The following is a 20088-nucleotide window of genomic DNA, read 5'->3' as shown; positions in this document are numbered from 1 at the left end:
TCAATGTTTATGCTGAACGCATGATGAAAAAAATCACCGCGTGTATGATTCTTTTTTCCGTCTGCTTTTTTTCGTGCAAAAACTCGCCGTCGGTCGAATCGGTAAAAGAAGACGAACTCTTTTCGCTTTCATACGGGCGCTTCGAAGACCAGCTCAATATGTTCGATTTGGCCGATATCGGAAACGTACATACGAGCATGACGATGCGCGACGGTTTTTTTTACATCGCAAACGGTGAAGCCGAAAAGATCATGGAGCTCAATTCGTACGGCGATCTTTTAACGCTGTACTACAACGAAACGGAAGACGCATCCGAAACCCGAACTCACGAAAGCGCGGCGAGCAAACGCAAAGCGATAGTCTATCCCTTCAGCAATCCGGGAGCTGTCGCCGTTGATTCGAGAAAACGCATGTATGTCGTCAGCACTATGCCGAAAGAGCGGCAGGAAGAAAACGAAGACGGAACGCTTTTGTACAGCCAAATCATCCTGCGCTTTGCAAGCGACGGTACGTCCGAAGATTATATCGGACAGCAGGGCATCGGCGGTACGCCCTTTCCGTTTATAAAAAATATCTATACGACGTCGAGCGACGAACTCGTCGTCGTCTGCATTACGACGGAAGGAACGATCGTCTATTGGTTTTCCGAAGCGGGATTTCTCATGTATCAAATTCCGATTTTAACAAAAGACGCGCCGAAAATGCCCGACGCCAAAGCGGGCGCAAATGCGATTTCCGTTTTGCAAGACGTCATACCCGACTGCACGTCGAGGAGGCTCTTTGTCAAAGTCGATTATTACGAGCCGCGCATCGATGAAGATTCCAAAACCGAAGCGGGCATCGATTTTGTAAAGACCTATGTATTTCCGCTCGCCGTAGAAAGCGGCAAATACGGCACACCCGTCGCAGTCCCTCCCTATGAAGAGACGGTTTCCGCCGATTACAGCAAACTCGTGTTCCGTCTGCCCTACGATTTTCTCGGCGTGTCGAACAGCGGATGGCTCTTTTTTATCATTTCGACGGATACGGGCTTCGGTATCGAAATGGTGCAGTCTTCGGGACAAAAGGTCATCAAGCGGCATTTCGACGTACCGCACGACGACATCCTCTATTACGTGCTTTCTCTGTCGGACAGCGGCATCATCTCAGCGCTGTTTATTGAAAAAGAAAAAGCGCGCGTTGTATGGTGGCGGACGGATTCGCTTACGGCCGCGATCGTACGATCGTAAAGGCGCCCTCCGCGTAAACGATGCCGTCGGCGCACAAAGCAAAAGAAGGATCTGACAATGGATTTCAGCAATATGGACGAGGGGCACGAAGACGGAAAAGAAGCGCTGCATTATTATTTCAATCACGAAGAACGCATAAAGCGGGCGCCGAAAATCGTGCAGGATTATTACAACGGTGAGGGAATCCAAAGCCCGAAGGGTATTTTAAAATCGCTTGTCGCGACGAGGGCAAACCGCTTCGGTCTTTTCGGCATCGTGATCTTTTGCGCATTCATCTACGTCTATTCGCTTGTCGGCGAAAAGCCCTACCGCAAAATCGTCGGAGGAGTCGAAGCGACGCTTACTTCTTTTTCGTATGCGGACGAAATTTACGCAAGCCTCACCGTCCGTCCAGGAAGCGACACGGAAAAAGCGATGAAGAGCGGCACGATTACCGTACGCTTTTCGTCGATCGACGTGCAAAAGGCTGTCGTCGGCGAGTTCGAAGATGTGCAAAGTTATACGGGAGAAGAGCTTACGGTGCGGACAAAGTTTCCCGATTATGATATAGTAGCGGTGCGCGCGGAAGTGCGATTCCGAGGAGAAACGAAAACGCTCTCTTCTCGCGTCGTGCGCGAGTAAAAAGTTAAAAGCGCCGCTGAAATGGCGCGCCGCTTTTAACTTCGAGTTTTCTTTTGAAAACTCGCCCATATACCTGTGCGCGCTCGCTCACTGATGCGGCATTTTCGAAAATTGACATTTTCTGCAATGCCGCATTTTTAAGGAAGGATATGTTATGCTGCAGTTTTATTTTTTATCGATTTTATTAAACCTCGTTACGGGGATCATCCTCGTGTACGGCAAAAACCTCATCACCGGTGAAAGTCCCGAAAGCAAGGCTCGGGGTATCCTCGGCGAAAACGCATTTTTCGACGACAAAACGTTCCGCCTCGTACTCGGCATTTTGACCGTCTTCGTCGGCATTATGAAATTGCTTTCGGTCGTGCGTACCGATGTGCCGGTTGTCGGCGATTTGATTCCTGCGGCAGCAGGATTGTTCGGAGGTTTTTGCCTCCTCGTCGAATTCTACAAAACGAATTCCGCATCCGAACTCACCCTTTCTCATTGGATCGATTTGTGCTTTATCGAAAACCGAAAGTATATCGGCTATGCGTGCGTCGCGGCCGCCGTCCTCCACTTCAGTTTCCCAGACGTGCTTTTGTTCTAGGTGTACCGATGCGCGCTCTATATGCGGCGCTGCTTTTTGCGGCCATCGCCTCTTTTGTTTCGTGTACGAAAAAATCCTCGGAAGCGATTCCGCTCGACACATCCGAGCCGCTTGCGCTCGCGCCGGACATCAGCTGGGCTGTCGTGCTCGATCCCTATGCCGCATACCGTCCGATACCGTCGTGGGATAGTGCCGCCGCGGGCTATTGCCGAAAAGGCGACATTTTGCAAGTGACGGGAAAAGCCGCCGTAAAAGAAAGCGGCGTGTGGTATAAATTCAAAGACGGCTGGCTTTCCGAATCCGCCGTCACGATCTACGCAAACCGCTACCGTGCCGAAAGCGCCGCCGTAAAGCTGAAATAAACGCCGCAGATCGCTTTCTATTTTGCAGCCTTGATCATCTTCGCCGCTTCGCTCACCGTAATGCCCGCAGACATCTCCCTCGTCGAAAGATTTTTGAGCTCGAACGTGCCGTCTTTTTCGTAAGTTTTTCCGACAAAGATTCCCCACAGGATTTTTTTCGCATCGGCAAGCGCGTACTGCTGAGCGATTTTTTTTGCGTCGGGAAACACTTCGACGGCAAGCCCCTGTGCGCGCAAAGATGCGGCGGCTTTTTGATAGAGGAGCGCATCATTTGCATCGAGGCAGAAAATTTCCGCGTCGACGTAGCTTGCGCGGCTTGAAACGATGCCGAGCTCGGACATGGCTGCAATGAGGCGGTCGAGTCCTATCGAAGTTCCTACTCCGGGAAGCTTTTCTTTCATATACAAGCCTGCAAGGTTATCGTAGCGGCCGCCCGAACACACGGAGCCTATCGCAGGCAAATCGTTTAAAAACGTTTCGTAGACGACGCCCGTATAATAATCCAGGCCGCGCGTGATGCTCGGATCGAGAGTATAATTTTTTTCGATGCCGGCCGCCTCGAGCATTTCGTATATGGCGCGCATACGCTCGCTGTCGCTATCTTTTCCGCCCGCCATCTCTTCGATTTTTTTTAATGTCGCACCGAAGTCGCCCGCCCCCTCGGTGTAGGAAAGGATTTCCGCCGCACGATCTTTGCTTCCGGTAATTTCCGAAAGCTCTTTTTCCGTTTCGTCCCTGCCGATTTTTGCAAGCTTGTCGACCGTGCGCAAAATATCGTCGCTTTTTTCATTTACGCCGAGCTTTGTCAAAAAGCGGTTGAAAATCCCGCGGTGATTGACGCGCACGGTGATTCCCGGAACGCCGATCGAGGCAAAGGCTTTTTGTATGACAAGCAGTATTTCGAAATCGCTTGCCGCGCTGTCGCTTCCGACCGTATCGACGTCGCACTGAACGAATTCACGGTAGCGACCCGCCTGCGGTTTTTCGCCGCGCCACACTTTTGCGATGTGGTAACGCTTAAACGGAAAATACAGTTCGCTTTTGTGTTCCGCCGTAAAACGCGCAAACGGAACGGTTAAATCGAAACGCATCGCGACATCGCGCCCGCCGTTATCTTCAAAGCGGAACACTTGTTTTTCCGTTTCGCCGTTACTTTTGCGAAGCAGTATCTCGGTATATTCGAGCACCGGCGTATCGATCGGAACGAATCCGAAAGATCGGTACACCCAAGTTATTTTTTCAATTAAATCCGCACGCGCGATTTCCGAAGCGGGCAAAAAATCGCGGAAACCTTTGAGCACGCGCGGTTGAATGATCGATTCCATAGCGCTATACTAACTCAAACGGGGGAAAATTACAATGATGCTCTGTTTCGACATCGGAAACACGAACTGCAAAACCGCACTCTTCGACGGAGAAAAACTCGTCCACGTGTGGCGGATCAGCTCCGACGTAAAACGCACCGGCGACGAATACTTTTCGACGATACGGACGCTCATCCGAGACGCTTCCGTCTCCCTTTCCGACATCGATTCGGCAGTCATAAGTTCCGTCGTGCCGAATTTAACTGGCCCCTTCGTAAACGTCACGCAGCACATCATTGGCAAAAAGCCGCTCATCATCGGACCCGATATGTACGCATCTCTCCCCGTAAAAATCCCCGAAAGCGCCGTCCACGAAATCGGAACGGATCTTTTGTGCGATGCGCTCGAAGCGTGGGAGCGCAACAAGTGCGCGTGCATCGTTTCGGATTTCGGCACCGCCCTCTCTTTCGTCGTCGTCGACGCAAACGCGAATATCGCAGGGGTTGCGATAGCGCCGGGCATCGGCACCGCGTTCAAATCGCTCTTTACGAATACCGCGCAGCTTCCGTCGGTACCACTCGAAATTCCTGCGACGAGCCTCGGCACGAACACGACGGTCGCGATTCAGTCGGGCATCATGCTCGGCTACAAAAGCCTTACCGAAGGACTCATCGAGAGGATGAAGCGCGATTTGGAAAAATCGACGGGTGTCGCGCAGGCCGATATAAAAACGATCGCAACGGGCGGTCTCAACAGCATGATAAAACCGATCACCGACGTCTTCGACGAAGCGGACAAAGAGCTTACGCTCTCAGGCATCCGCCGCGCCGCATTGTACGCGGGACTCTGACGTAAAAACGGGCGACATAAATTAATAACGCGCCGATAAGTCATTACAATGCAAAAACTTAATTTTAAACTCGAGGAGCGGTCGAGAAAATAAGCGACTTTTGAGACAGCTCCGTTTTATCGGCGTTTTCCTATTGCGCCGATCCGGGAAAGCGGCCAAAAGCGGAAGAGCGTCGTGCCGAGTATGTATTTTTTTCCGACGTACTGCGGACTCATATTCGATTCGTAAGTTACAGAATACGCGTCGAGTTTTGAAAGCGGGGTGAGCGTCTTCGTATACGAATGGCGCATATCGGCGGAATTGAAGCGGTTGTCTCCCATCATAAAATAAGCGCCCTCGGGAATATACTGCGCTTCGCCGTTTTTGTTTTCGGGAAAGACCGGCATATTGCGCTGATCGAGGATCATCACGTACAGGTTGAGCATTTCGGCCCTTTCCATGAGCGAGCGGATTTCATCGTCGCTTCTGCGCGCATCGGAAGAAGAGGCCGCTTTTATCAATTCGGCATTCCGGACGACGAGACTTCCGACGCATTCCTTTATCATGATATTGAGCCTGTAATTCGCATCGCTGTAGATATCGCCTCCTGCATAGCTTCCCGCCTCCGGCTTCGACGCGATCCAATCGGTCATAAAGGACGAAAACCACGCAGTCCCTCCGTCCGCGCTCATGAGACGCTGCGTGAGGGCATCGAAATTGACAAAGAGATTGTATTCGTGCATCGAAGAGGCATCCATCGTAAAGGTTCCGCTGCGATCGGGAACTGCGCGTCTGAAGCGTTCGGCGAGAGCGCGGCACGAAAGGGCGGCCGCATCGATATCGTATTCGCGGCGCTTTTTTTCACACTCGATCATGAGATCGTATTCGCTTTGTGAAAGCGGAAAGTCCCGTATACCGCGTTTCGCTTTTGCCGCAACATCGTTTAAATTCCACGCGGCAAAGCGCGCATCTTTTTCGACCGGTTTGAAATCGTCCCCGTCTTTCGTGCGCGCATAGAGGACTCCGTCCTGCATCACCAGCTGCTCTCCCGGCACGCCCGCGACGCGCTTTACGAGCGGATCGGGTTTCGGCATACCGTTCGCATCTTTATTGAGATTTACCGCCATAAAGGTGAGAAGGTAGACGAGCTGGCTCGTAACGGTTTTCACTTCCGATTTTCTGTCCATGCTGTAATGAGGATTTCGGAACACGACGATGTCGCCCCGCTCGTAGGTTTTAAGAGAGGGGATGCCGACGTCGGAGAGCGGAAATTTCGGGCCGCTTGAGGTTTTAAAAACGACGACACGGTCGCCGACGAGAAATTCGGGTACCATCGATTCCGACGGAATCATATACAACTGCACGATAAAAATTTGAATGAGCAAAACCATAAAGATAGCCTGCACGAGCGCATCCGCCCAATCGAGGGCTTCGAAGGCGGCGCGCGCAAAGCCGTGCGGTTTTACGGAAGGATTTTTTTCGCGGTATTTTTTCCATTCGGGAGACAGAGCATACACGCGCTTTTCGTTCAGAAAATACAGTGCCGCAAGCGACGAAACGAAGATGATGCACCACAGAGAAACCGTTGCGATATCGTACCAAAACGGCGTTCCGTTTTTGCCCGCCCTTCGAAGCACAAAGGATGCGAGGAGCACGTACGGGAGATACTGCATCATCTTCCGCACGGCGGGGATAACGGAAGCATCTCCTTTCTTGAGCCGTATCGATTTGTAAAAGACGATAGCCGTAAACGCGAACGAAATCGGAAAAGCTAAAATCGATATGTCGGCGGAAAGGGGAATGCAAAAAAGCGCAAAGAGAAAAGAAGCGGCAAGAGAAGCGAAAAGGGAAATAAACAATGTTTCGGTTTTTAATTCTGTCATAACGCCAGTATAGCAAAAATACAACCCTTGGTGTATACTGCGAACACTAAGATTGGGGCAATGATACCGGAAATGTGTATACGGAAAAGAAGTGTATAATAAAATAAAAAAAGCGGAACGCGAGGCAGCGGAACTGCCGCCGAGCCGCTCAGACCGAGGTTAAACGGAACGCTAAAATAGCGCGTCCCGTTTAACTGCAAGTTTGCGAGGCAAACTTGTGTATATACGTGTGCGTTTTCGCACACGAGTACGGCATTTTCGAAAATTGACATTTTCTGCAATGCCGTACTATAAGGAATGGCAAGCAAACTTTTTAATAAAAAGTTTGCGCAGTCCGATTCCAATCACGGTCTGCCGCGGCGAACGGCAGGGCTGCTGCCGGGAGTGCAGCCGATTTTTATGATACACGCTGTTTTTTAGAGAATACAGTTTCCGGTGACCTTGCCCTAAAATTAAGGTAGGTAACGTCATGCCGCGTTCGATTTTAAATACGGTTTCCGGTCTCGATATGGTTTCGGGCGATACGGAACTGTACGAAACGCTCGTCGATTCTTTTTTAGAAGAAAATGTAAACGACAAAGCGCATTTTGCATCTCTTGCGGAAAACGCAGCTCAAGACAAGGGCTTCGTTTCTTTCGTGCACAAAACAAAGGGATCTGCCGGACAAATCGGCTGCGAAGCGCTTTACGATGCCGCCCTCGCGCTCGAGAGCGTACTGCGCGGAAAAGAAGCGGGAGACGAAGCGGCGCTGACACGGGAGTTTTTTAAAACATACGACGAAACGCTTTCCGCCCTTAGGCAATACCGTAAACGGATTTAAAATTATTAAAAACCGTATCGGAGAACATTTGCGTTTTTTCCTTTGCCAAGCTTTCCTCCCCGTATCGAAGAGAAAATGCCCTCTCATATACGCGAGCGATCGCGCTCATTTTCGTTTCGGTCTCTCCCCGCATCGTCTGGTACGGCGCATCCGTTTCCATGAGGAGCCGCTCGACGTCGAGTTTTTGCACGCAGCCGATCGCACTTTTATCGCCGAAAATAAGCGGATTTCCGAAACTGAAATACGCGTTCACGCCGCGCTTTAAAAGAGAAGACGCATCCTGTACGCTTCCCGTAAACGAATGAAACACGACGGCCGGAATTTTCGAAAGCGCTTTCGAGTCGCGGAACATTTTATCGAGCGCTTTGCGGCAGTGGACGACGAGCGGAACGCCGTACAGAGCTGCAAGCTCGCACGAAATGCGCCACGCCTCTTCCTGCCGCGCGATATCGGATTTGAACTCCTTTGTAAATAAATCGAATCCCGCCTCTCCGATCGCGCCGATGCGTCGCTCTTTGAGAAGCTTTTCCATAAAGCCTGTGTTTTCGACAAGCGGAAGCTGAGGGTGCATGCCGAAGGCGCACAGGACCTGCGTGTTTTCGTTTTCGTTGAGCTTTGCCGAAAGCGATTCCTGTTTTAAAAACTCGTCCCTGTCGTGAGCGCAGGAAACACCGTAATAGGATAGGGATTCAAGTCCGCGAAACGAATCTTCAAGCGATTTTTCAGCGCAGCGGGCGAGATGAAAATGTGCATCGGTCAATACAGAAAACGCTAACATCCGCATTGCATTGTACCGAAAATAAAAAAGCAATGCAAACATCGGGAGGTTGCAATTGAAAAGCTACACTTTAAAAAGCATCGGAAACTCATCGGACTATATGACGGTCGTGCGTGAAATGGAAGACGGATACGTCGTGCGTATCGTTCGCGACAGAGACGGATACGAAGAAGTGAAAACCGATTATATCGGCAAAGAACTCTTCGAAACCTGCATCCGCACGGGCTATCTCGTCGAAATCGCGGAACCGGTAAAAATCGCCGTCAACGCATAGCGCGGAAAATAAACGCGCCGCTTTTTTGCTTTCAAGCAAATTTCACGCGGCACGCATCGGTCGATGTAAATTCAACGCACGTTAACGTACGCATCGACTAACGAAAGCGCGGCTCCGACGCGCACATCGATATCGGAAACGCAGGGCAGCCAATGAATCGAGCTTCCCTGCGCTTTCATTTTACGCTCCATACCGCGAAACCACGTTTCCTGCCGCTTCGCAAATCTCCGTATGGCAACAACGAGTTTTTCGTAAAGCTCGCCGCGGGAGACGATTTTCCCCTGTAAATATTCGGCGACGAATCCGTACTCAAGACCGAGCGTTTCAAGCCGCTCCCATGATGCACCGCCCCTGTGCAAATTTTCCACTTCTTCTATCATGCCCGAATCGAGGCGGGATTTGAGACGCTTTGCAATGCGCTCCCGCAGCTCTTCCCGCAAAAGCGTCGTACCGATGACAAGCGGACAGATGTCGGGACGGCTCGTCATCGTCTTTCGCATGAGAGCGGCTTCGGGACTTTTCATATACTCCGCTATCTCTATAGCGCGTATGCAGCGCACTTTATCGCGGAGGTCTTCGCGCGTATGGAGATCGGGTTTCAGCGAAAGCAAAAGGCGCGAAAGCTCTTCGATCGACATCGCTTCGAGTTCGGCACGCCTCTTTTCGTTTTCGGGCACTTCAACCAAATCGTAATTTCTGATAACCGCATCGAGGTACATGCCCGTACCGCCGACGACGACGGGCAATTTTTTCCGACCGACGATATCCTGAAAGACGCGGTAAAAATCTTTTTGATACTGAAATACATTGTATTCGCTTTTGAGGTCGGTTATGTCGATGAGGTGATAGGAAACGGGACTTCCGCCCGAAACGTATTCGTCCAAGTCTTTTCCCGAACCGATGTCGAGACCCTTGTACACTTGCCGCGAATCCGCCGAAACGATTTCACCGTTTCGCTCCCGCGCGATCGCAACTCCTATCGCCGTTTTGCCGCAGGCGGTCGGTCCCAAAAGGATGACGCAGTTGCAGCTCTTTTCGTTTTCCGCCACTCACAGCACCCGCGCAATCGCGCATTTCAAATATTCCGAGCGCTCATAACCGAGAAGCAGCGGATGATCTTCTCCCGCTCCCCGCTTTTCCAATATCTGTACTCGGCGGCCGCTTGAGGCGGCTGCGTGCATGAGCATATCGTAAAACGTATTCGCGTCGAAAAATGCGGAGCACGAACAGCTTATTAAAATGCCTCCTTTGCGGAGCAGGCGCATCGCACGCAAATTGATTTCTTTATAACCGCCGTACGCTTTTTGAATATTTTTCGCGCTCTTCGTAAAGGCCGGAGGATCGAGGACGATCACGTCGAAAGTTTCGCCCGATCCTTCATATTTTTTTAATAAATCAAAAACGTCGGCGAGCACGGGTTTGACTATATCCTCTTTTTTATTGAGCGCGACGTTTTTTTCGATCATCGAAACAGCGTCTTCGGAGATTTCCGCGGCGACCACTTCACGCGCACCGGCAAAAGCTGCCGCGAGCGCAAATGCTCCCGTATGCGAAAATGCGTCGAGCACACGCTTTCCGTGACAAAACGGCATGATCGCTTTACGGTTATCCTTTTGATCGAGAAAAAAACCGGTCTTTTGGCCTTTTGCGATATCGACATAAAAGGGGATACCGTTTTCGTTTATCGTGATCACATCGCCGCCGCTTCCGTATATCCAGCCCGTCCTTTCTTCGAGCCCTTCCTTTTCACGGACGGAGGCATCGCTCCTCTCGTATATGCCCTGAGGATCGCACGTTTTAATAAGAGCTGCCGTAATCTCTTTACGGAAAACTTCGCACACGAGCGCAAGAAACTGTACGACAAGATACACGGAACCGTCGACGGATGCAAAGCGTTCGACGATGAGACCGGGAAGCAAATCGGCTTCGGCAAAAACGAGACGGTATGAATCGCGCTCTCCGTAACGGATGCGCCGCATATTCGCGGCATCGCGGATGCGCGCATCGATAAACGCTTTCGTATTTTCAAACACTTTGTCCGCATGAGTCGAAGAGAGCATACGCACACATATCTTCGATTTTCGATTGATAATGCCCGTACCGATAAATCCGCCTGCAGCCGTAAACACTTCGCACGCGCTCCCGTCGGCACATTCGCATTCGGAAAGAGGCGCATCTTTACGTCCGCTCCCGTCGGATGCAAAGTATTTTACATGAGAGATTTCGTTGTCGAATATCCACGGAAAGCCCTGTACGACTTCCCTTTCTTCTTTCGGTTTTAAAAAGATACGAAGCGCGTCATTCATAGCAAAAGCATACTAGTGCGAATGCCGGGTTTTGTAAATGACCCCATATACGCCTGCCAGGACTTATGCATAAGAATCTATATTCCAAGAAAATAACAGTTACCGTAAAAAATCGGCTGCACTCCCGGCAGCAGCCCTGCCGTTTGCGCGGGGAACTTCGCGCTCCGCGCTCGTTGCAAGTGCCGCGGCAGACCGTGATTGGAATCGGACTGCGCAAAATTTCTTCGAAATTTTGCTTGCCATTCCTTATAGTACGGCATTACAGAAAATGTCAATTTTCGAAAATGCCGTACTCGTGTGCGAAAGCGCACACGTATATACACAAGTTTGCCTCGCAAACTTGCAGTTAAACGGGACGCGCTATTTTAGCGTTCCGTTTAACCTCGGTCTGAGCGGCTCGGCGGCATTGCCGCTGCCTTGCGTTCCGCCTTTTTTATTTTATATTTTTCTGTGTATATATATTTTTCATGCATAATCCCTGATGCGCCTGCCGTCAATTCGAAAAATTTCCGCTCCCGTGAGGATGTATCAGAGCCAAGGACGCACTTCGTTTCGAAGATCGTCCGCGTTTGTAAAACGGAAGGTACGGATGCCGAGCGATGAAGAAGCCTCACAGTTCGCTTCGTTGTCGTCGGTAAAAAAGATGTCCTCCGGCGCAACGTCTTCTGCGAGCATGATACGCTTCCAAAATTCGACGTCGGGCTTCGACGCGCCGATCATATTCGACGCATAGGTTTTTTCGAAGAGCGCATAATCGCTTCTCGCAAGGTGAATATCGTAATGGCTCTGAATCGTGTTCGTCCCGCACACGACGCGGTATTTTTTTCGAAGCGCTTTGACTGTCTCGACCACGCCGTCATCGAGTACCGGATTAAAAAAGAGACCGAGGTACTCCATCGGCACACGCACTCCCGTTCGCCGCGTAAACTCGCTCCAAAACTCTTCGGTCGTCACTTCGCCGTTCGAAAGCATCGTCATGATATCGGCGTCCTTTATATCGATTTTTTTATCGACAGTTTTTCCGCGAGCCGCCCTGTCGTATTTGCAGACTTCATAGAATTCCTTTTCGCTCATGCCGATGGCTTTTGCGACGGCACCTTCAACCGCAACGTTATGGGCGACGACATTGCCCATGTCAAATATAAAAAGCTTCATGGAAAACGAGTATAACATATTCGGAAAAAAGAAACAAATGCGCGAGGAACTTCTCACTCGCTGCAAGTCGCGGATTGCTCGAATTGCTCCGCTTGACAAAACATAAAAAAAAACATACTATACCTTTGTACATTTTAATTATCCTTTAAGATGGACTCGTGACACACGGGTCTTTTTTTTTGATGCAAGGTGACGATGGAGTATATTGCATTTGACGCTGTTCCGCACTATTCGGAATGCGCTCCGCTCGTAGAAGGGCTGGGCTATCATCTTATCGAATTGAAAATCGTTCCGGCAAAGACGGTGACGAAAATCCTTGCGGTCATCGCACCGAAAGATCCGGATCGGAACATAAGCGTAAACGACTGCTCCCGCGTTCACCATGCTCTGCTTCCCCGCCTTGAAGCGCTGCTCGGCACCGACAATACATCGATGGAACTTACTTCACCCGGTATCGACCGCAATATAAAAAACGCTGCGGAGTTTTCTCTGTTCATAGGAAGATCCGTGCGCGTGTGGAACAAAAAAGAAAACGATTGGATAGGCGGAAAAATCGTAAGTGCCGATGACACGGCTCTTACGATGGAAACTGAAAAAGGAGAGGCGGTTACGGTGCCTTATGGGGAGATAGCGAAAGCGAAGTTCGTGCAGTAACGGCTTGTATTTATTTTATTAATTATTAATTTTGTTGGGACAGCATTAGGAGGTTTTCCATGTCGGAAATGGCAGAGGCGATCCGTCAGTTGATACAGGAAAAAGGATATTCCGAAGATTCGGTAAAAACGATCATCGAAAACGCGCTCAAAGCCGCATATAAACGCACCTACGGAACAGCCGATAACGCGATCGTCAAATTCAACGACGATATGTCGGACGTATCCATCTATTCTCGAAAAACGGTCGTCGACGGCGTATACGATCCGGTGACGGAAATCGAACTCGAAGACGCGAAAAAACTCAGCGATGAAGTGGAGCTCGGCGACGAAATCGATATTCTCGAAGATCCGAAAACCTTCGACCGTTCCGCCGTTACGACGGGAAAACAAACCGCTCATCAGGAACTCAACGAAAGCTACCGCGATACATTGTATAACGAATATAAAAATAAAATCGGCGAAATCGTCGTGTGCTATTATCAATACGAACGAAACGGCGACATCTACGTCGATCTCGGAAATGCGGGAAAGCTCGAAGGCGTGCTCCCGTTTAAATTCCAATCGCCGAGGGAACACTATGAAAAAGACGACCGCATCAAAGCGCTCATCGTCAACCTCAGGCGCATATCGACGGGGCTGCAGGTTATCCTTTCGAGGAGCGATCCCGAACTCGTGCGTTCGATAATCGAAATGGAAGTGCCCGAAATCGCCGACGGTACGATCGAAATCGTCAAAATTGTGCGCGATGCGGGACACCGCACGAAGATCGCCGTATCTTCAAACCGCGAAGACGTCGATCCCGTAGGTGCCTGCGTCGGCTTAAAAGGTGTGCGCATCCAAAACGTTATACGGGAGCTGCTCGGCGAAAAAATCGATGTTTTGAAATTCGATCCCGACCCTGCAGTGTTTATTAAAAATGCGCTTTCACCCGCTCAAGTCGAGCGCGTGTTTATCCTCGATCAGGAAAAACGTCAAGCGCTCGCGATCGTCGAAGACAGCCAGTTTTCGCTTGCGATCGGAAAACAGGGACAAAACGTACGCCTTGCAAACAAGCTGTGCGACTGGAGCATTGACGTTAAAACTCAAGAGCAGGCGGCGGAAATGGATCTGTCCGAATCTGTTACGATGCAGACGGCGCAAAATCTTTTCAGCGACGATACGAGCGACGACGATTACGACGAAATTAAAACCGTCGCCGAACTGCCCGGCGTGGACGCACGTGTTGCCGAAATTCTTAAAAATGCCGGCATAGAGGATATCGAACAGTTTGTCGAAGCTTACGACAACGGCGGCTTAAAGCATATCGAAGGATTGACGGAAAGCGATATCGACGGCGTCGATGCGATTATTAAAAATACCGTCGAATTTGTAGAAGAAGAAAGTGCTCCTGAAAGCGATGCGGAAAAAACCGGCGGTGATGAAGATGAAGAAGTATACCACTGTCCGGAATGCGGCGCGGTGATTACACTCGATATGACACATTGTCCAAAGTGCGGTGTCGAGTTTGAATTTAAAGAGGACGAGGAATAAAAACATTTATGGCGGATGAAGTAGAAAAAAAGCCCGAATTCGTAATTCATCACAAAAAGCAGCCGGCGGCCGATAAAGCTCCCGCGTCTCCTGCGGAAAAAAAACAAAAGCGCGTCGTCATCGTTAAGCGCGCTTCCAAAGCGGCCGATGTTGCAAAACCGGAAAAACCGCGCATTGTCGTAAAGACGGATTCGCAGGTTCCGCCCGTGCAAAAGCTGTCCGAACCCGCAGAACCGGCAGCCGTCGAAAAAAAGACGCCACCCGTTTCGTACGCGAACGTAGTGCAGCCGGCGGGCGATGTTTCCGCGAAACCGATAAAAAGCGCTGCCGCAGCGCCGGTAAAAAAAGCCTTCGATTTCAACGCCGTCCGTCCCAATGTCAAAGCGGGTAATCTTTCCGACAGAAGCCGTTCGTCTTACCGCGCTTCTTCGCCTCGTCCCCAAGGGACGGGATACGGCACTCGTCCGTACCGCGACAGCACGGGCTTTACCGGAGCGCAGGCGCGCGCAGGGTATCAAAACAGAGAACGTGAAAACCAACAGGGCGGATATCCCCAGGGAAGGGGAGCTCGTCCCGGATTTACAGGTCCGCGGACGGGGGGCTTTCAGGGCAGAAGCGCTCGTCCCGGTTTTCAAAACGCGCGACCGGGATTCGGCGGAGGAGCGAGGCCGGGAGGATACGGTTCTCCCGCTGCAGTTCCGCCTCCGAAGGGACCTGCAAAAAAATCGTTCAAAGGCAAAAAACAGGTTTACCGCAAAACCGACGAACAGCTCGAAGACGATAAATTTTTCGCGCAAAAGAAAAAAACCGAAACGATTGCGAATGCAGTACCGAAATCGATCGATATCATGGAATCGATTTCCGTTTCCGATCTCGCGCGCAAGATGAATTTAAAGGCGTCCGATATCATTCAAAAGCTCATGTCGCAGGGCATGATGGTTACGATCAACCAATCGATAGATTCCGATACGGCGACGCTCGTCGCATCCGAATACGGCTGCGAAGTTCACCTCGTCAGTTTGTACGATGAAACCGTCATCGAAAGCGAAAAAGACAATGCGGAAACGGTAAAGCCGCGTCCGCCCATCGTCACCGTTATGGGACATGTCGATCACGGCAAAACGAAAACGCTCGACGCGATCCGCCATTCGCATGTCGCCGATGGAGAGTTCGGCGGCATTACCCAGTCGATCGGCGCGTATTCGGTGTCGACGCCCAAGGGTACGATCACTTTCCTCGATACGCCCGGTCACGAAGCGTTTACGATGATGAGGGCGCGCGGCGCGCAGGTAACCGATATCGTCGTTCTCGTCGTCGCGGCAGACGACGGAGTGATGCCTCAGACGCTTGAAGCGATCAATCATGCAAAAGACGCAAAGGTTCCGATCATCGTCGCGGTCAATAAAATCGATAAGCCGGAAGCGAATCCCGACCGCGTGCGCACGCAGCTTTCCGAGCGCGGGCTTACGCCTGAGGATTGGGGCGGCGATACGCAGTATGTCAATATCAGCGCGCTCAAAGGCGAAGGCATAGACGATCTTCTCGATGCGGTTTTGCTGCAGGCGGAAATGCTTGAATTGAAAGCCGACTACAACTGCCGCGCCGAAGGAAAGATCCTCGAATCGAGGGTCGATCAGGGGCGCGGTATCGTCGCGACGGTCGTCGTGCAGCGCGGTACGCTTCATCAAGGCGATCCTTTTGTCGCAGGTATTTACTCAGGTCACGTGCGGGCTATGTTCAACGATCGCGGAAAACGCATTCAGGAAGCCTCTCCGTCCATGCCCGTCGAAGTGCTCGGTATTGAAAGTATGCCGAATGCGGGCGATCCGTTCCAAGTGACGGAAAGCGAAAAAGACGCGCGCGAAGTTTCGGTAAAACGGCAGGAATTGAAACGCTTCGAAGAAGCGCGCGCGGTCAAAAAAGTTACGCTCGAAAATCTTTACCAGACGATCGACGCGAGCAACGTCAAAGAATTCCGTGTCATCATCAAAGCGGACTTGCAGGGTTCGGCCGAAGCGCTCAAAACCGCGCTCGAAAAACTTTCGACAAAGGATATCCGTCTCGTCGTCATCCATTCGTCGGCGGGAGCCATCAACGAAAGCGACGTTACGCTTGCGAGCGCCGACCGCAATGCGATCATTATCGGATTCAATGTGCGTCCGACGGCGAAAGCAAAACTGCTGGCCGATCAGGAGCGTGTCGAAATCAGAAAATATTCGATCATCTACAAAGCCGTCGAAGAAGTGCAGGCGGCGATGGAAGGTATGCTCACGCCCGATACGAAAGAAGAAGTTACCGGTACGCTTGAAGTGCGCAATACGTTCAAAGTACCGCGCATCGGTGTCATCGCAGGCTGCTATGTTACCGACGGTATCATCAAGCGGAGCGGCAGCGTTCACCTCATACGCGACGGGATCGTCAAATTCACCGGAAAGATTTCATCGCTCAAGCGCTTTAAAGACGATGCGAAAGAAGTCGCTGCGGGTTACGAGTGCGGCGTCGGCATCGAAGATTGGCAGGATATCCAAGTCGGCGATACGCTCGAAGCGTTCGAACTCATCAAAGTGGCGAGAAAGCTCGGCGATTCGCTTGCCGAAGAAGCCGCTGCCGCCGATGCGGGCGAGGGCGAAAAAGAGTGAAGCAGTACCGCATGCAGCGACTCGGCGATCAGCTGCGCGATGAAATCTCAAAGCTCATTATCACCGAGCAGGTAAAAGATCCGCGAGTGTCGACGTTTTTGACGGTAAACCGCGTCGACGTGTCGAACGATCTGTGCTACGGAAAAGTTTACGTTTCGAGTTTTCTTCCCGACGCGCAGGTAAAGACGGGCGTCGAAGGTTTAAACAGCGCCGCGGGCTTTATCCAGTCGGCGATTGCAAAAAAGCTCCGTATCCGCCAGTTTCCGCATTTGACCTTTTACGTCGATACGGCGATGAAAGAAGGTTTTGAAATGGTGCAAAAGCTGAACGAGCTTGAAAGGGAAGAGCGGGACGCGGATTCGGAAACGGCCGGCACAGAGTAGGCTTCAGAGGCGCAGGAGACGGAACGATAAAACTCCGGTGATAATTTTTACAGGAAATTCGTATGTTTTTCGATGACTGGCACATACATAAAAAAGAAACCGTTTCAAATACAATTTTATGGGAATACGATACTACTGCTCCTGCGTGGGATTGGCAGCGTATGAAATCTGTTGTCGTAGAACGCGTGCTGGAATACGGTATGGAGTCCGATTATTATGCTATGTATCAATTGTACGGCGGATATGAAGGAGTTAGAAAAATTGTAAAAGAATTGCCGTATCTTGAAGCGCGCGAGGCGGCATGGGCATGTGCGTTGTTTAATTTGGATAAGGAGGATCTGTGGAGCTACAGGCGGATGTCGTTGCGCCGAAAACACTTGAACTCTTAAAAGCACTCATGTCCGATTCTCTGTTTACCGATTTCTTTTTGGTGGGCGGTACATCGATCGCATTACGGCTGGGGCATAGAAAAAGCGTTGACTTGGACTTGTTTAGTCCGTGTGACATTTCCGTTGAAGATTTATATAAACATCTGAAAACGCGATATGACTTTATAGAACGATACCGTGCAAAAAATACATTAAAGGGAGAATCGCGCGGTATATTTATCGATTGTATCGGTTATAACTATCCGCTGGTAAAACCGTTGGAAGTAAAAGACGGAATACGTTTTGCAAGTTTTGAAGATATCGCAGCGATGAAACTTTCGGCAATTGTCCGTAACGGCACGCGCCTCAAAGATTTTGTCGATATAGCGTATTTATCTTCAAAAATCGATTTAAACGCTATGTTAAGCGCTTATCGGCAAAAATTCGATGAAACGAATGTTTTTATTCCTCTTAAAGCGCTTGTGTATTTTGATGAAATAGATTTTACCGGTGAGCCCATTGAATTGACGGACGGAATATTTGATTGGGATGCCGTCGTCATACGTTTGCAGGAAATGATACGTTCGCCTCAGAGAGTATTTGATTTTGCTCCGCTGTCGTCTTGAAATATGACGATATATAATTAATTTTCTATGACAAATATACCACATCAGAGCGGCATCGTTCTTTTTGCAAAGAGGCCGGGTCTGACAAGTTTTTCATCTCTCTTTTCGATCAAGCGCGCGCTCGATACGAAAAAAGTCGGACATACGGGAACGCTTGACAGCTTCGCCTCCGGTCTCCTCGTCGTGTGTACCGGCTCTCTCACGCGCATTGCCTCATACATCACTTCTTTTAATAAAATCTACGACGCCGTTATCGAATTCGGTGTCGAAACCGATACGCTCGAATACACCGGAAAAATTGCTAAAACCGCGCCTCTTCCGAAAAAAGATGATGTCCTTTCCGCAATCAAGCATTATACGGGAGGTATACTGCAGACGCCTCCGCTTTTTTCCGCGCTGCACATAAACGGCGAGCGGGCAAGCGATATTGCGCGGAGCGGACGCAGCGCCGAAATGCCCTCTCGTCCCGTTACCGTATATGCTTCCGAAGCGAAAGAGTTTTTATTCGAAGCGGGCGATCGCGTAAAAGCCGTCCGTGTCCGCTTTTCGGTTTCAAAAGGGACATACATCAGAAGCCTTGCCCGCGATATCGGATCGTGTTGTAAAAGTGCAGCCCACCTTGCGGGTTTGAGGCGGCTTTCGGTCGGAAGCTTTCGCCTCGAAGACGCTGCAGGCTTTTCATCGCTTGCGCCGTTTACGATTCAGTCGGTGTATCAAACGATTTCCGATATGCAAAAAACACAATCCGCTTTATGTAAGGCGGACGCGTCGGAACATACCCCGCATTCGGGAGAAGACGTACAAAGCGAAGTACGCGAAAAGATACAGACGATGACCGCTCTCCTTGCAGCCGAATGCGGCTTCGGTACGGCGCACATCTTTCCCGAATACGAAGACGATTTCAAACACGGGCGTCCGCTTGCTTCGTCGATGTTTGAAAAAGCGGGAGGCGTCTGCGCGCCAAACGGTACGGATGCGGTGAGCGATATGAGTTTCGTGTACAGCGCAGATACACTGAACAATTTCTGTGCGGCGGGCGGTGGCAAATCGATTGCGGTTTTCGGAAAGCACGGTAATTTTTTGGGAATGATTTCGCGGAACGGCGAAAACGCGTATTCATATGAGTTCGTGATTCCCGATTGAGGGACGAAATATGACCCGGGTGCGCCGCGCGAGCAGGTACGCGATACGTGTGTGCGTGCAATGCGGCGCGTGAGTGTTGTAAAAAAGCCGCTGTCGTGGTACAATAAAAGATATGTTGCTGTCGGTAAAAGAACAACTGAAACTCTTTTTAGCGAACCCCATTTTTTTGGCGTGCATCTGCAGCTGGTTTTGTTCACAGTTTTTAAAAACGATCATTGCTTTGCTGTCTCATAAAATCCGCAGCTTGTCCGTACTCTTTGAAATGATGGTGTGGCGGACGGGGAGTCTTCCGTCGAGCCATTCCGCGATCGTTTCGGCTCTGACGACGTCTATCGGTTTTCACTCGGGGATTCACTCCGATGTATTCATATTGTCTCTGTGTTTTTTGCTCGTCACGGTGCGCGATGCGCTCGGCGTGAGACGGGCAAGCGGTATTCAGGCCAAGCGCTTGAACGAAATCGGAAAAGAACTCGACCGGCAAAAGATCATCGCGTATACGCCGATAAAGGAAGTGCAGGGGCACACGCCGCTCGAAGTGATCGTCGGTCTTTTGATCGGTTTTTCAATCGGATTTGCATTTGCGCTGCTGCAGTAGA

The 20088-nt window shown here is 50.6% G+C and carries 21 protein-coding genes; 15 read left to right on the top strand and 6 right to left on the bottom strand.

The features are described from left to right. Window positions 1-20: 20 nt before the first annotated feature. From H9I36_RS05800 to H9I36_RS05785, 4 genes are all read left to right on the top strand, one after another. Window positions 21-1229 (top strand): LIC_12708 family protein, encoded by a 1209-nt coding sequence (locus tag H9I36_RS05800; RefSeq protein WP_187384435.1) that lies wholly within the window; start codon window positions 21-23, stop codon window positions 1227-1229. Between the two features lie 57 nt (window positions 1230-1286). Further along, on the top strand, window positions 1287-1850 hold the full coding sequence (locus H9I36_RS05795; protein ID WP_187384434.1) for a hypothetical protein: 564 nt from the start codon (window positions 1287-1289) through the stop codon (window positions 1848-1850). A gap of 154 nt (window positions 1851-2004) precedes the next feature. Beyond that, window positions 2005-2436, top strand: coding sequence for a hypothetical protein (locus tag H9I36_RS05790; RefSeq protein WP_187384433.1), 432 nt, complete (start codon window positions 2005-2007; stop codon window positions 2434-2436). 8 nt (window positions 2437-2444) lie between these two features. Further along, entirely contained in the window at window positions 2445-2798 is a 354-nt protein-coding gene (locus H9I36_RS05785; protein ID WP_187384432.1) for a hypothetical protein, read from the top strand. Window positions 2799-2815: 17 nt separating this feature from the next. Here H9I36_RS05785 and hisS read toward each other — a convergent pair whose 3' ends face one another. After that, window positions 2816-4123 carry a histidine--tRNA ligase gene (hisS, locus tag H9I36_RS05780; protein ID WP_187384431.1) on the bottom strand — a complete coding sequence of 436 codons (1308 nt, stop codon included), beginning with the start codon at window positions 4121-4123 and terminating at the stop codon, window positions 2816-2818. Window positions 4124-4157: 34 nt separating this feature from the next. On the opposite strand from hisS, the gene H9I36_RS05775 reads away from it, so the two are divergent. Then, on the top strand, window positions 4158-4952 hold the full coding sequence (locus tag H9I36_RS05775; RefSeq protein ID WP_187384430.1) for a type III pantothenate kinase: 795 nt from the start codon (window positions 4158-4160) through the stop codon (window positions 4950-4952). Between the two features lie 116 nt (window positions 4953-5068). Here H9I36_RS05775 and lepB read toward each other — a convergent pair whose 3' ends face one another. Beyond that, window positions 5069-6814, bottom strand: coding sequence for a signal peptidase I (gene lepB, locus H9I36_RS05770; RefSeq protein WP_187384429.1), 1746 nt, complete (start codon window positions 6812-6814; stop codon window positions 5069-5071). Between the two features lie 469 nt (window positions 6815-7283). On the opposite strand from lepB, the gene H9I36_RS05765 reads away from it, so the two are divergent. Next, window positions 7284-7634: an Hpt domain-containing protein gene (locus tag H9I36_RS05765; protein ID WP_187384428.1), complete on the top strand. Its 351-nt coding sequence runs from the start codon at window positions 7284-7286 to the stop codon at window positions 7632-7634. Here H9I36_RS05765 and H9I36_RS05760 read toward each other — a convergent pair. Continuing rightward, window positions 7609-8412: a TatD family hydrolase gene (locus H9I36_RS05760; RefSeq protein ID WP_187384427.1), complete on the bottom strand. Its 804-nt coding sequence runs from the start codon at window positions 8410-8412 to the stop codon at window positions 7609-7611. The genes H9I36_RS05765 and H9I36_RS05760 overlap by 26 nt on opposite strands. A gap of 55 nt (window positions 8413-8467) precedes the next feature. On the opposite strand from H9I36_RS05760, the gene H9I36_RS05755 reads away from it, so the two are divergent. Then, window positions 8468-8686, top strand: coding sequence for a hypothetical protein (locus H9I36_RS05755; protein WP_021331480.1), 219 nt, complete (start codon window positions 8468-8470; stop codon window positions 8684-8686). A gap of 71 nt (window positions 8687-8757) precedes the next feature. Here the strand turns inward: H9I36_RS05755 and miaA are convergent, their stop codons facing one another. The 3 genes from miaA to H9I36_RS05740 all read right to left on the bottom strand — a co-directional run bounded on the left by miaA (window position 8758) and on the right by H9I36_RS05740 (window position 12147). Next, window positions 8758-9735 (bottom strand): tRNA (adenosine(37)-N6)-dimethylallyltransferase MiaA, encoded by a 978-nt coding sequence (gene miaA / locus H9I36_RS05750; RefSeq protein WP_187384426.1) that lies wholly within the window; start codon window positions 9733-9735, stop codon window positions 8758-8760. After that, window positions 9736-10992: a class I SAM-dependent rRNA methyltransferase gene (locus tag H9I36_RS05745; RefSeq protein ID WP_187384425.1), complete on the bottom strand. Its 1257-nt coding sequence runs from the start codon at window positions 10990-10992 to the stop codon at window positions 9736-9738. A 528-nt stretch (window positions 10993-11520) separates the two neighbouring features. Beyond that, complete coding sequence (locus tag H9I36_RS05740; RefSeq protein WP_187384424.1) at window positions 11521-12147, bottom strand: HAD-IA family hydrolase; 627 nt, start codon at window positions 12145-12147, stop codon at window positions 11521-11523. A gap of 195 nt (window positions 12148-12342) precedes the next feature. Here H9I36_RS05740 and H9I36_RS05735 point away from each other — a divergent pair, with 195 nt between their 5' ends. The 8 genes from H9I36_RS05735 (at window position 12343) to H9I36_RS05700 (ending at window position 20087) form a co-directional block, all read left to right on the top strand. Further along, window positions 12343-12801, top strand: a complete 459-nt coding sequence (locus H9I36_RS05735) for an LSm family protein (RefSeq protein WP_187384423.1) — start codon at window positions 12343-12345, stop codon at window positions 12799-12801. A 59-nt stretch (window positions 12802-12860) separates the two neighbouring features. After that, a complete protein-coding gene (nusA, locus tag H9I36_RS05730; RefSeq protein WP_187384422.1) occupies window positions 12861-14333 on the top strand; it encodes a transcription termination factor NusA in 1473 nt (490 codons plus the stop codon). Window positions 14334-14341: 8 nt separating this feature from the next. After that, window positions 14342-16972 carry a translation initiation factor IF-2 gene (infB, locus tag H9I36_RS05725; RefSeq protein WP_187384421.1) on the top strand — a complete coding sequence of 877 codons (2631 nt, stop codon included), beginning with the start codon at window positions 14342-14344 and terminating at the stop codon, window positions 16970-16972. Continuing rightward, entirely contained in the window at window positions 16969-17355 is a 387-nt protein-coding gene (gene rbfA / locus H9I36_RS05720) for a 30S ribosome-binding factor RbfA (RefSeq protein WP_187384420.1), read from the top strand. The genes infB and rbfA overlap by 4 nt, the downstream gene beginning before the upstream one ends. Window positions 17356-17417: 62 nt before the next feature. Beyond that, on the top strand, window positions 17418-17744 hold the full coding sequence (locus H9I36_RS05715; RefSeq protein ID WP_187384419.1) for a DUF6922 domain-containing protein: 327 nt from the start codon (window positions 17418-17420) through the stop codon (window positions 17742-17744). Next, window positions 17696-18349, top strand: a complete 654-nt coding sequence (locus H9I36_RS05710; protein WP_187384418.1) for a nucleotidyl transferase AbiEii/AbiGii toxin family protein — start codon at window positions 17696-17698, stop codon at window positions 18347-18349. The genes H9I36_RS05715 and H9I36_RS05710 overlap by 49 nt, the downstream gene beginning before the upstream one ends. Before the next feature lie 27 nt (window positions 18350-18376). After that, window positions 18377-19492, top strand: a complete 1116-nt coding sequence (truB, locus tag H9I36_RS05705; RefSeq protein ID WP_187384417.1) for a tRNA pseudouridine(55) synthase TruB — start codon at window positions 18377-18379, stop codon at window positions 19490-19492. Between the two features lie 112 nt (window positions 19493-19604). Beyond that, window positions 19605-20087, top strand: coding sequence for a divergent PAP2 family protein (locus H9I36_RS05700; protein WP_187384416.1), 483 nt, complete (start codon window positions 19605-19607; stop codon window positions 20085-20087). Window position 20088: the final 1 nt, after the last annotated feature.

The sequence above is a fragment of the Treponema sp. Marseille-Q4130 genome, from assembly GCF_014334325.1.
Classification (GTDB): domain Bacteria; phylum Spirochaetota; class Spirochaetia; order Treponematales; family Treponemataceae; genus Treponema_D.
This window is presented reverse-complemented; position numbering and strand designations above follow the sequence as displayed.

What these genes read in the sequence shown, in the direction of transcription:
- H9I36_RS05775 (WP_187384430.1), top strand. Translation starts at nt 4,158, where the DNA reads ATGATGCTCTGTTTCGACATCGGAAACACGAACTGCAAAACCGCACTC.
- H9I36_RS05715 (WP_187384419.1), top strand. Translation starts at nt 17,418, where the DNA reads ATGTTTTTCGATGACTGGCACATACATAAAAAAGAAACCGTTTCAAAT.
- H9I36_RS05790 (WP_187384433.1), top strand. Translation starts at nt 2,005, where the DNA reads ATGCTGCAGTTTTATTTTTTATCGATTTTATTAAACCTCGTTACGGGG.
- H9I36_RS05740 (WP_187384424.1), bottom strand. Translation starts at nt 12,147, where the DNA reads ATGAAGCTTTTTATATTTGACATGGGCAATGTCGTCGCCCATAACGTT.
- H9I36_RS05735 (WP_187384423.1), top strand. Translation starts at nt 12,343, where the DNA reads ATGGAGTATATTGCATTTGACGCTGTTCCGCACTATTCGGAATGCGCT.
- truB (WP_187384417.1), top strand. Translation starts at nt 18,377, where the DNA reads ATGACAAATATACCACATCAGAGCGGCATCGTTCTTTTTGCAAAGAGG.
- infB (WP_187384421.1), top strand. Translation starts at nt 14,342, where the DNA reads ATGGCGGATGAAGTAGAAAAAAAGCCCGAATTCGTAATTCATCACAAA.
- hisS (WP_187384431.1), bottom strand. Translation starts at nt 4,123, where the DNA reads ATGGAATCGATCATTCAACCGCGCGTGCTCAAAGGTTTCCGCGATTTT.
- H9I36_RS05765 (WP_187384428.1), top strand. Translation starts at nt 7,284, where the DNA reads ATGCCGCGTTCGATTTTAAATACGGTTTCCGGTCTCGATATGGTTTCG.
- nusA (WP_187384422.1), top strand. Translation starts at nt 12,861, where the DNA reads ATGTCGGAAATGGCAGAGGCGATCCGTCAGTTGATACAGGAAAAAGGA.
- lepB (WP_187384429.1), bottom strand. Translation starts at nt 6,814, where the DNA reads ATGACAGAATTAAAAACCGAAACATTGTTTATTTCCCTTTTCGCTTCT.
- H9I36_RS05785 (WP_187384432.1), top strand. Translation starts at nt 2,445, where the DNA reads ATGCGCGCTCTATATGCGGCGCTGCTTTTTGCGGCCATCGCCTCTTTT.
- H9I36_RS05745 (WP_187384425.1), bottom strand. Translation starts at nt 10,992, where the DNA reads ATGAATGACGCGCTTCGTATCTTTTTAAAACCGAAAGAAGAAAGGGAA.
- H9I36_RS05760 (WP_187384427.1), bottom strand. Translation starts at nt 8,412, where the DNA reads ATGTTAGCGTTTTCTGTATTGACCGATGCACATTTTCATCTCGCCCGC.
- H9I36_RS05800 (WP_187384435.1), top strand. Translation starts at nt 21, where the DNA reads ATGATGAAAAAAATCACCGCGTGTATGATTCTTTTTTCCGTCTGCTTT.
- H9I36_RS05700 (WP_187384416.1), top strand. Translation starts at nt 19,605, where the DNA reads ATGTTGCTGTCGGTAAAAGAACAACTGAAACTCTTTTTAGCGAACCCC.
- H9I36_RS05795 (WP_187384434.1), top strand. Translation starts at nt 1,287, where the DNA reads ATGGATTTCAGCAATATGGACGAGGGGCACGAAGACGGAAAAGAAGCG.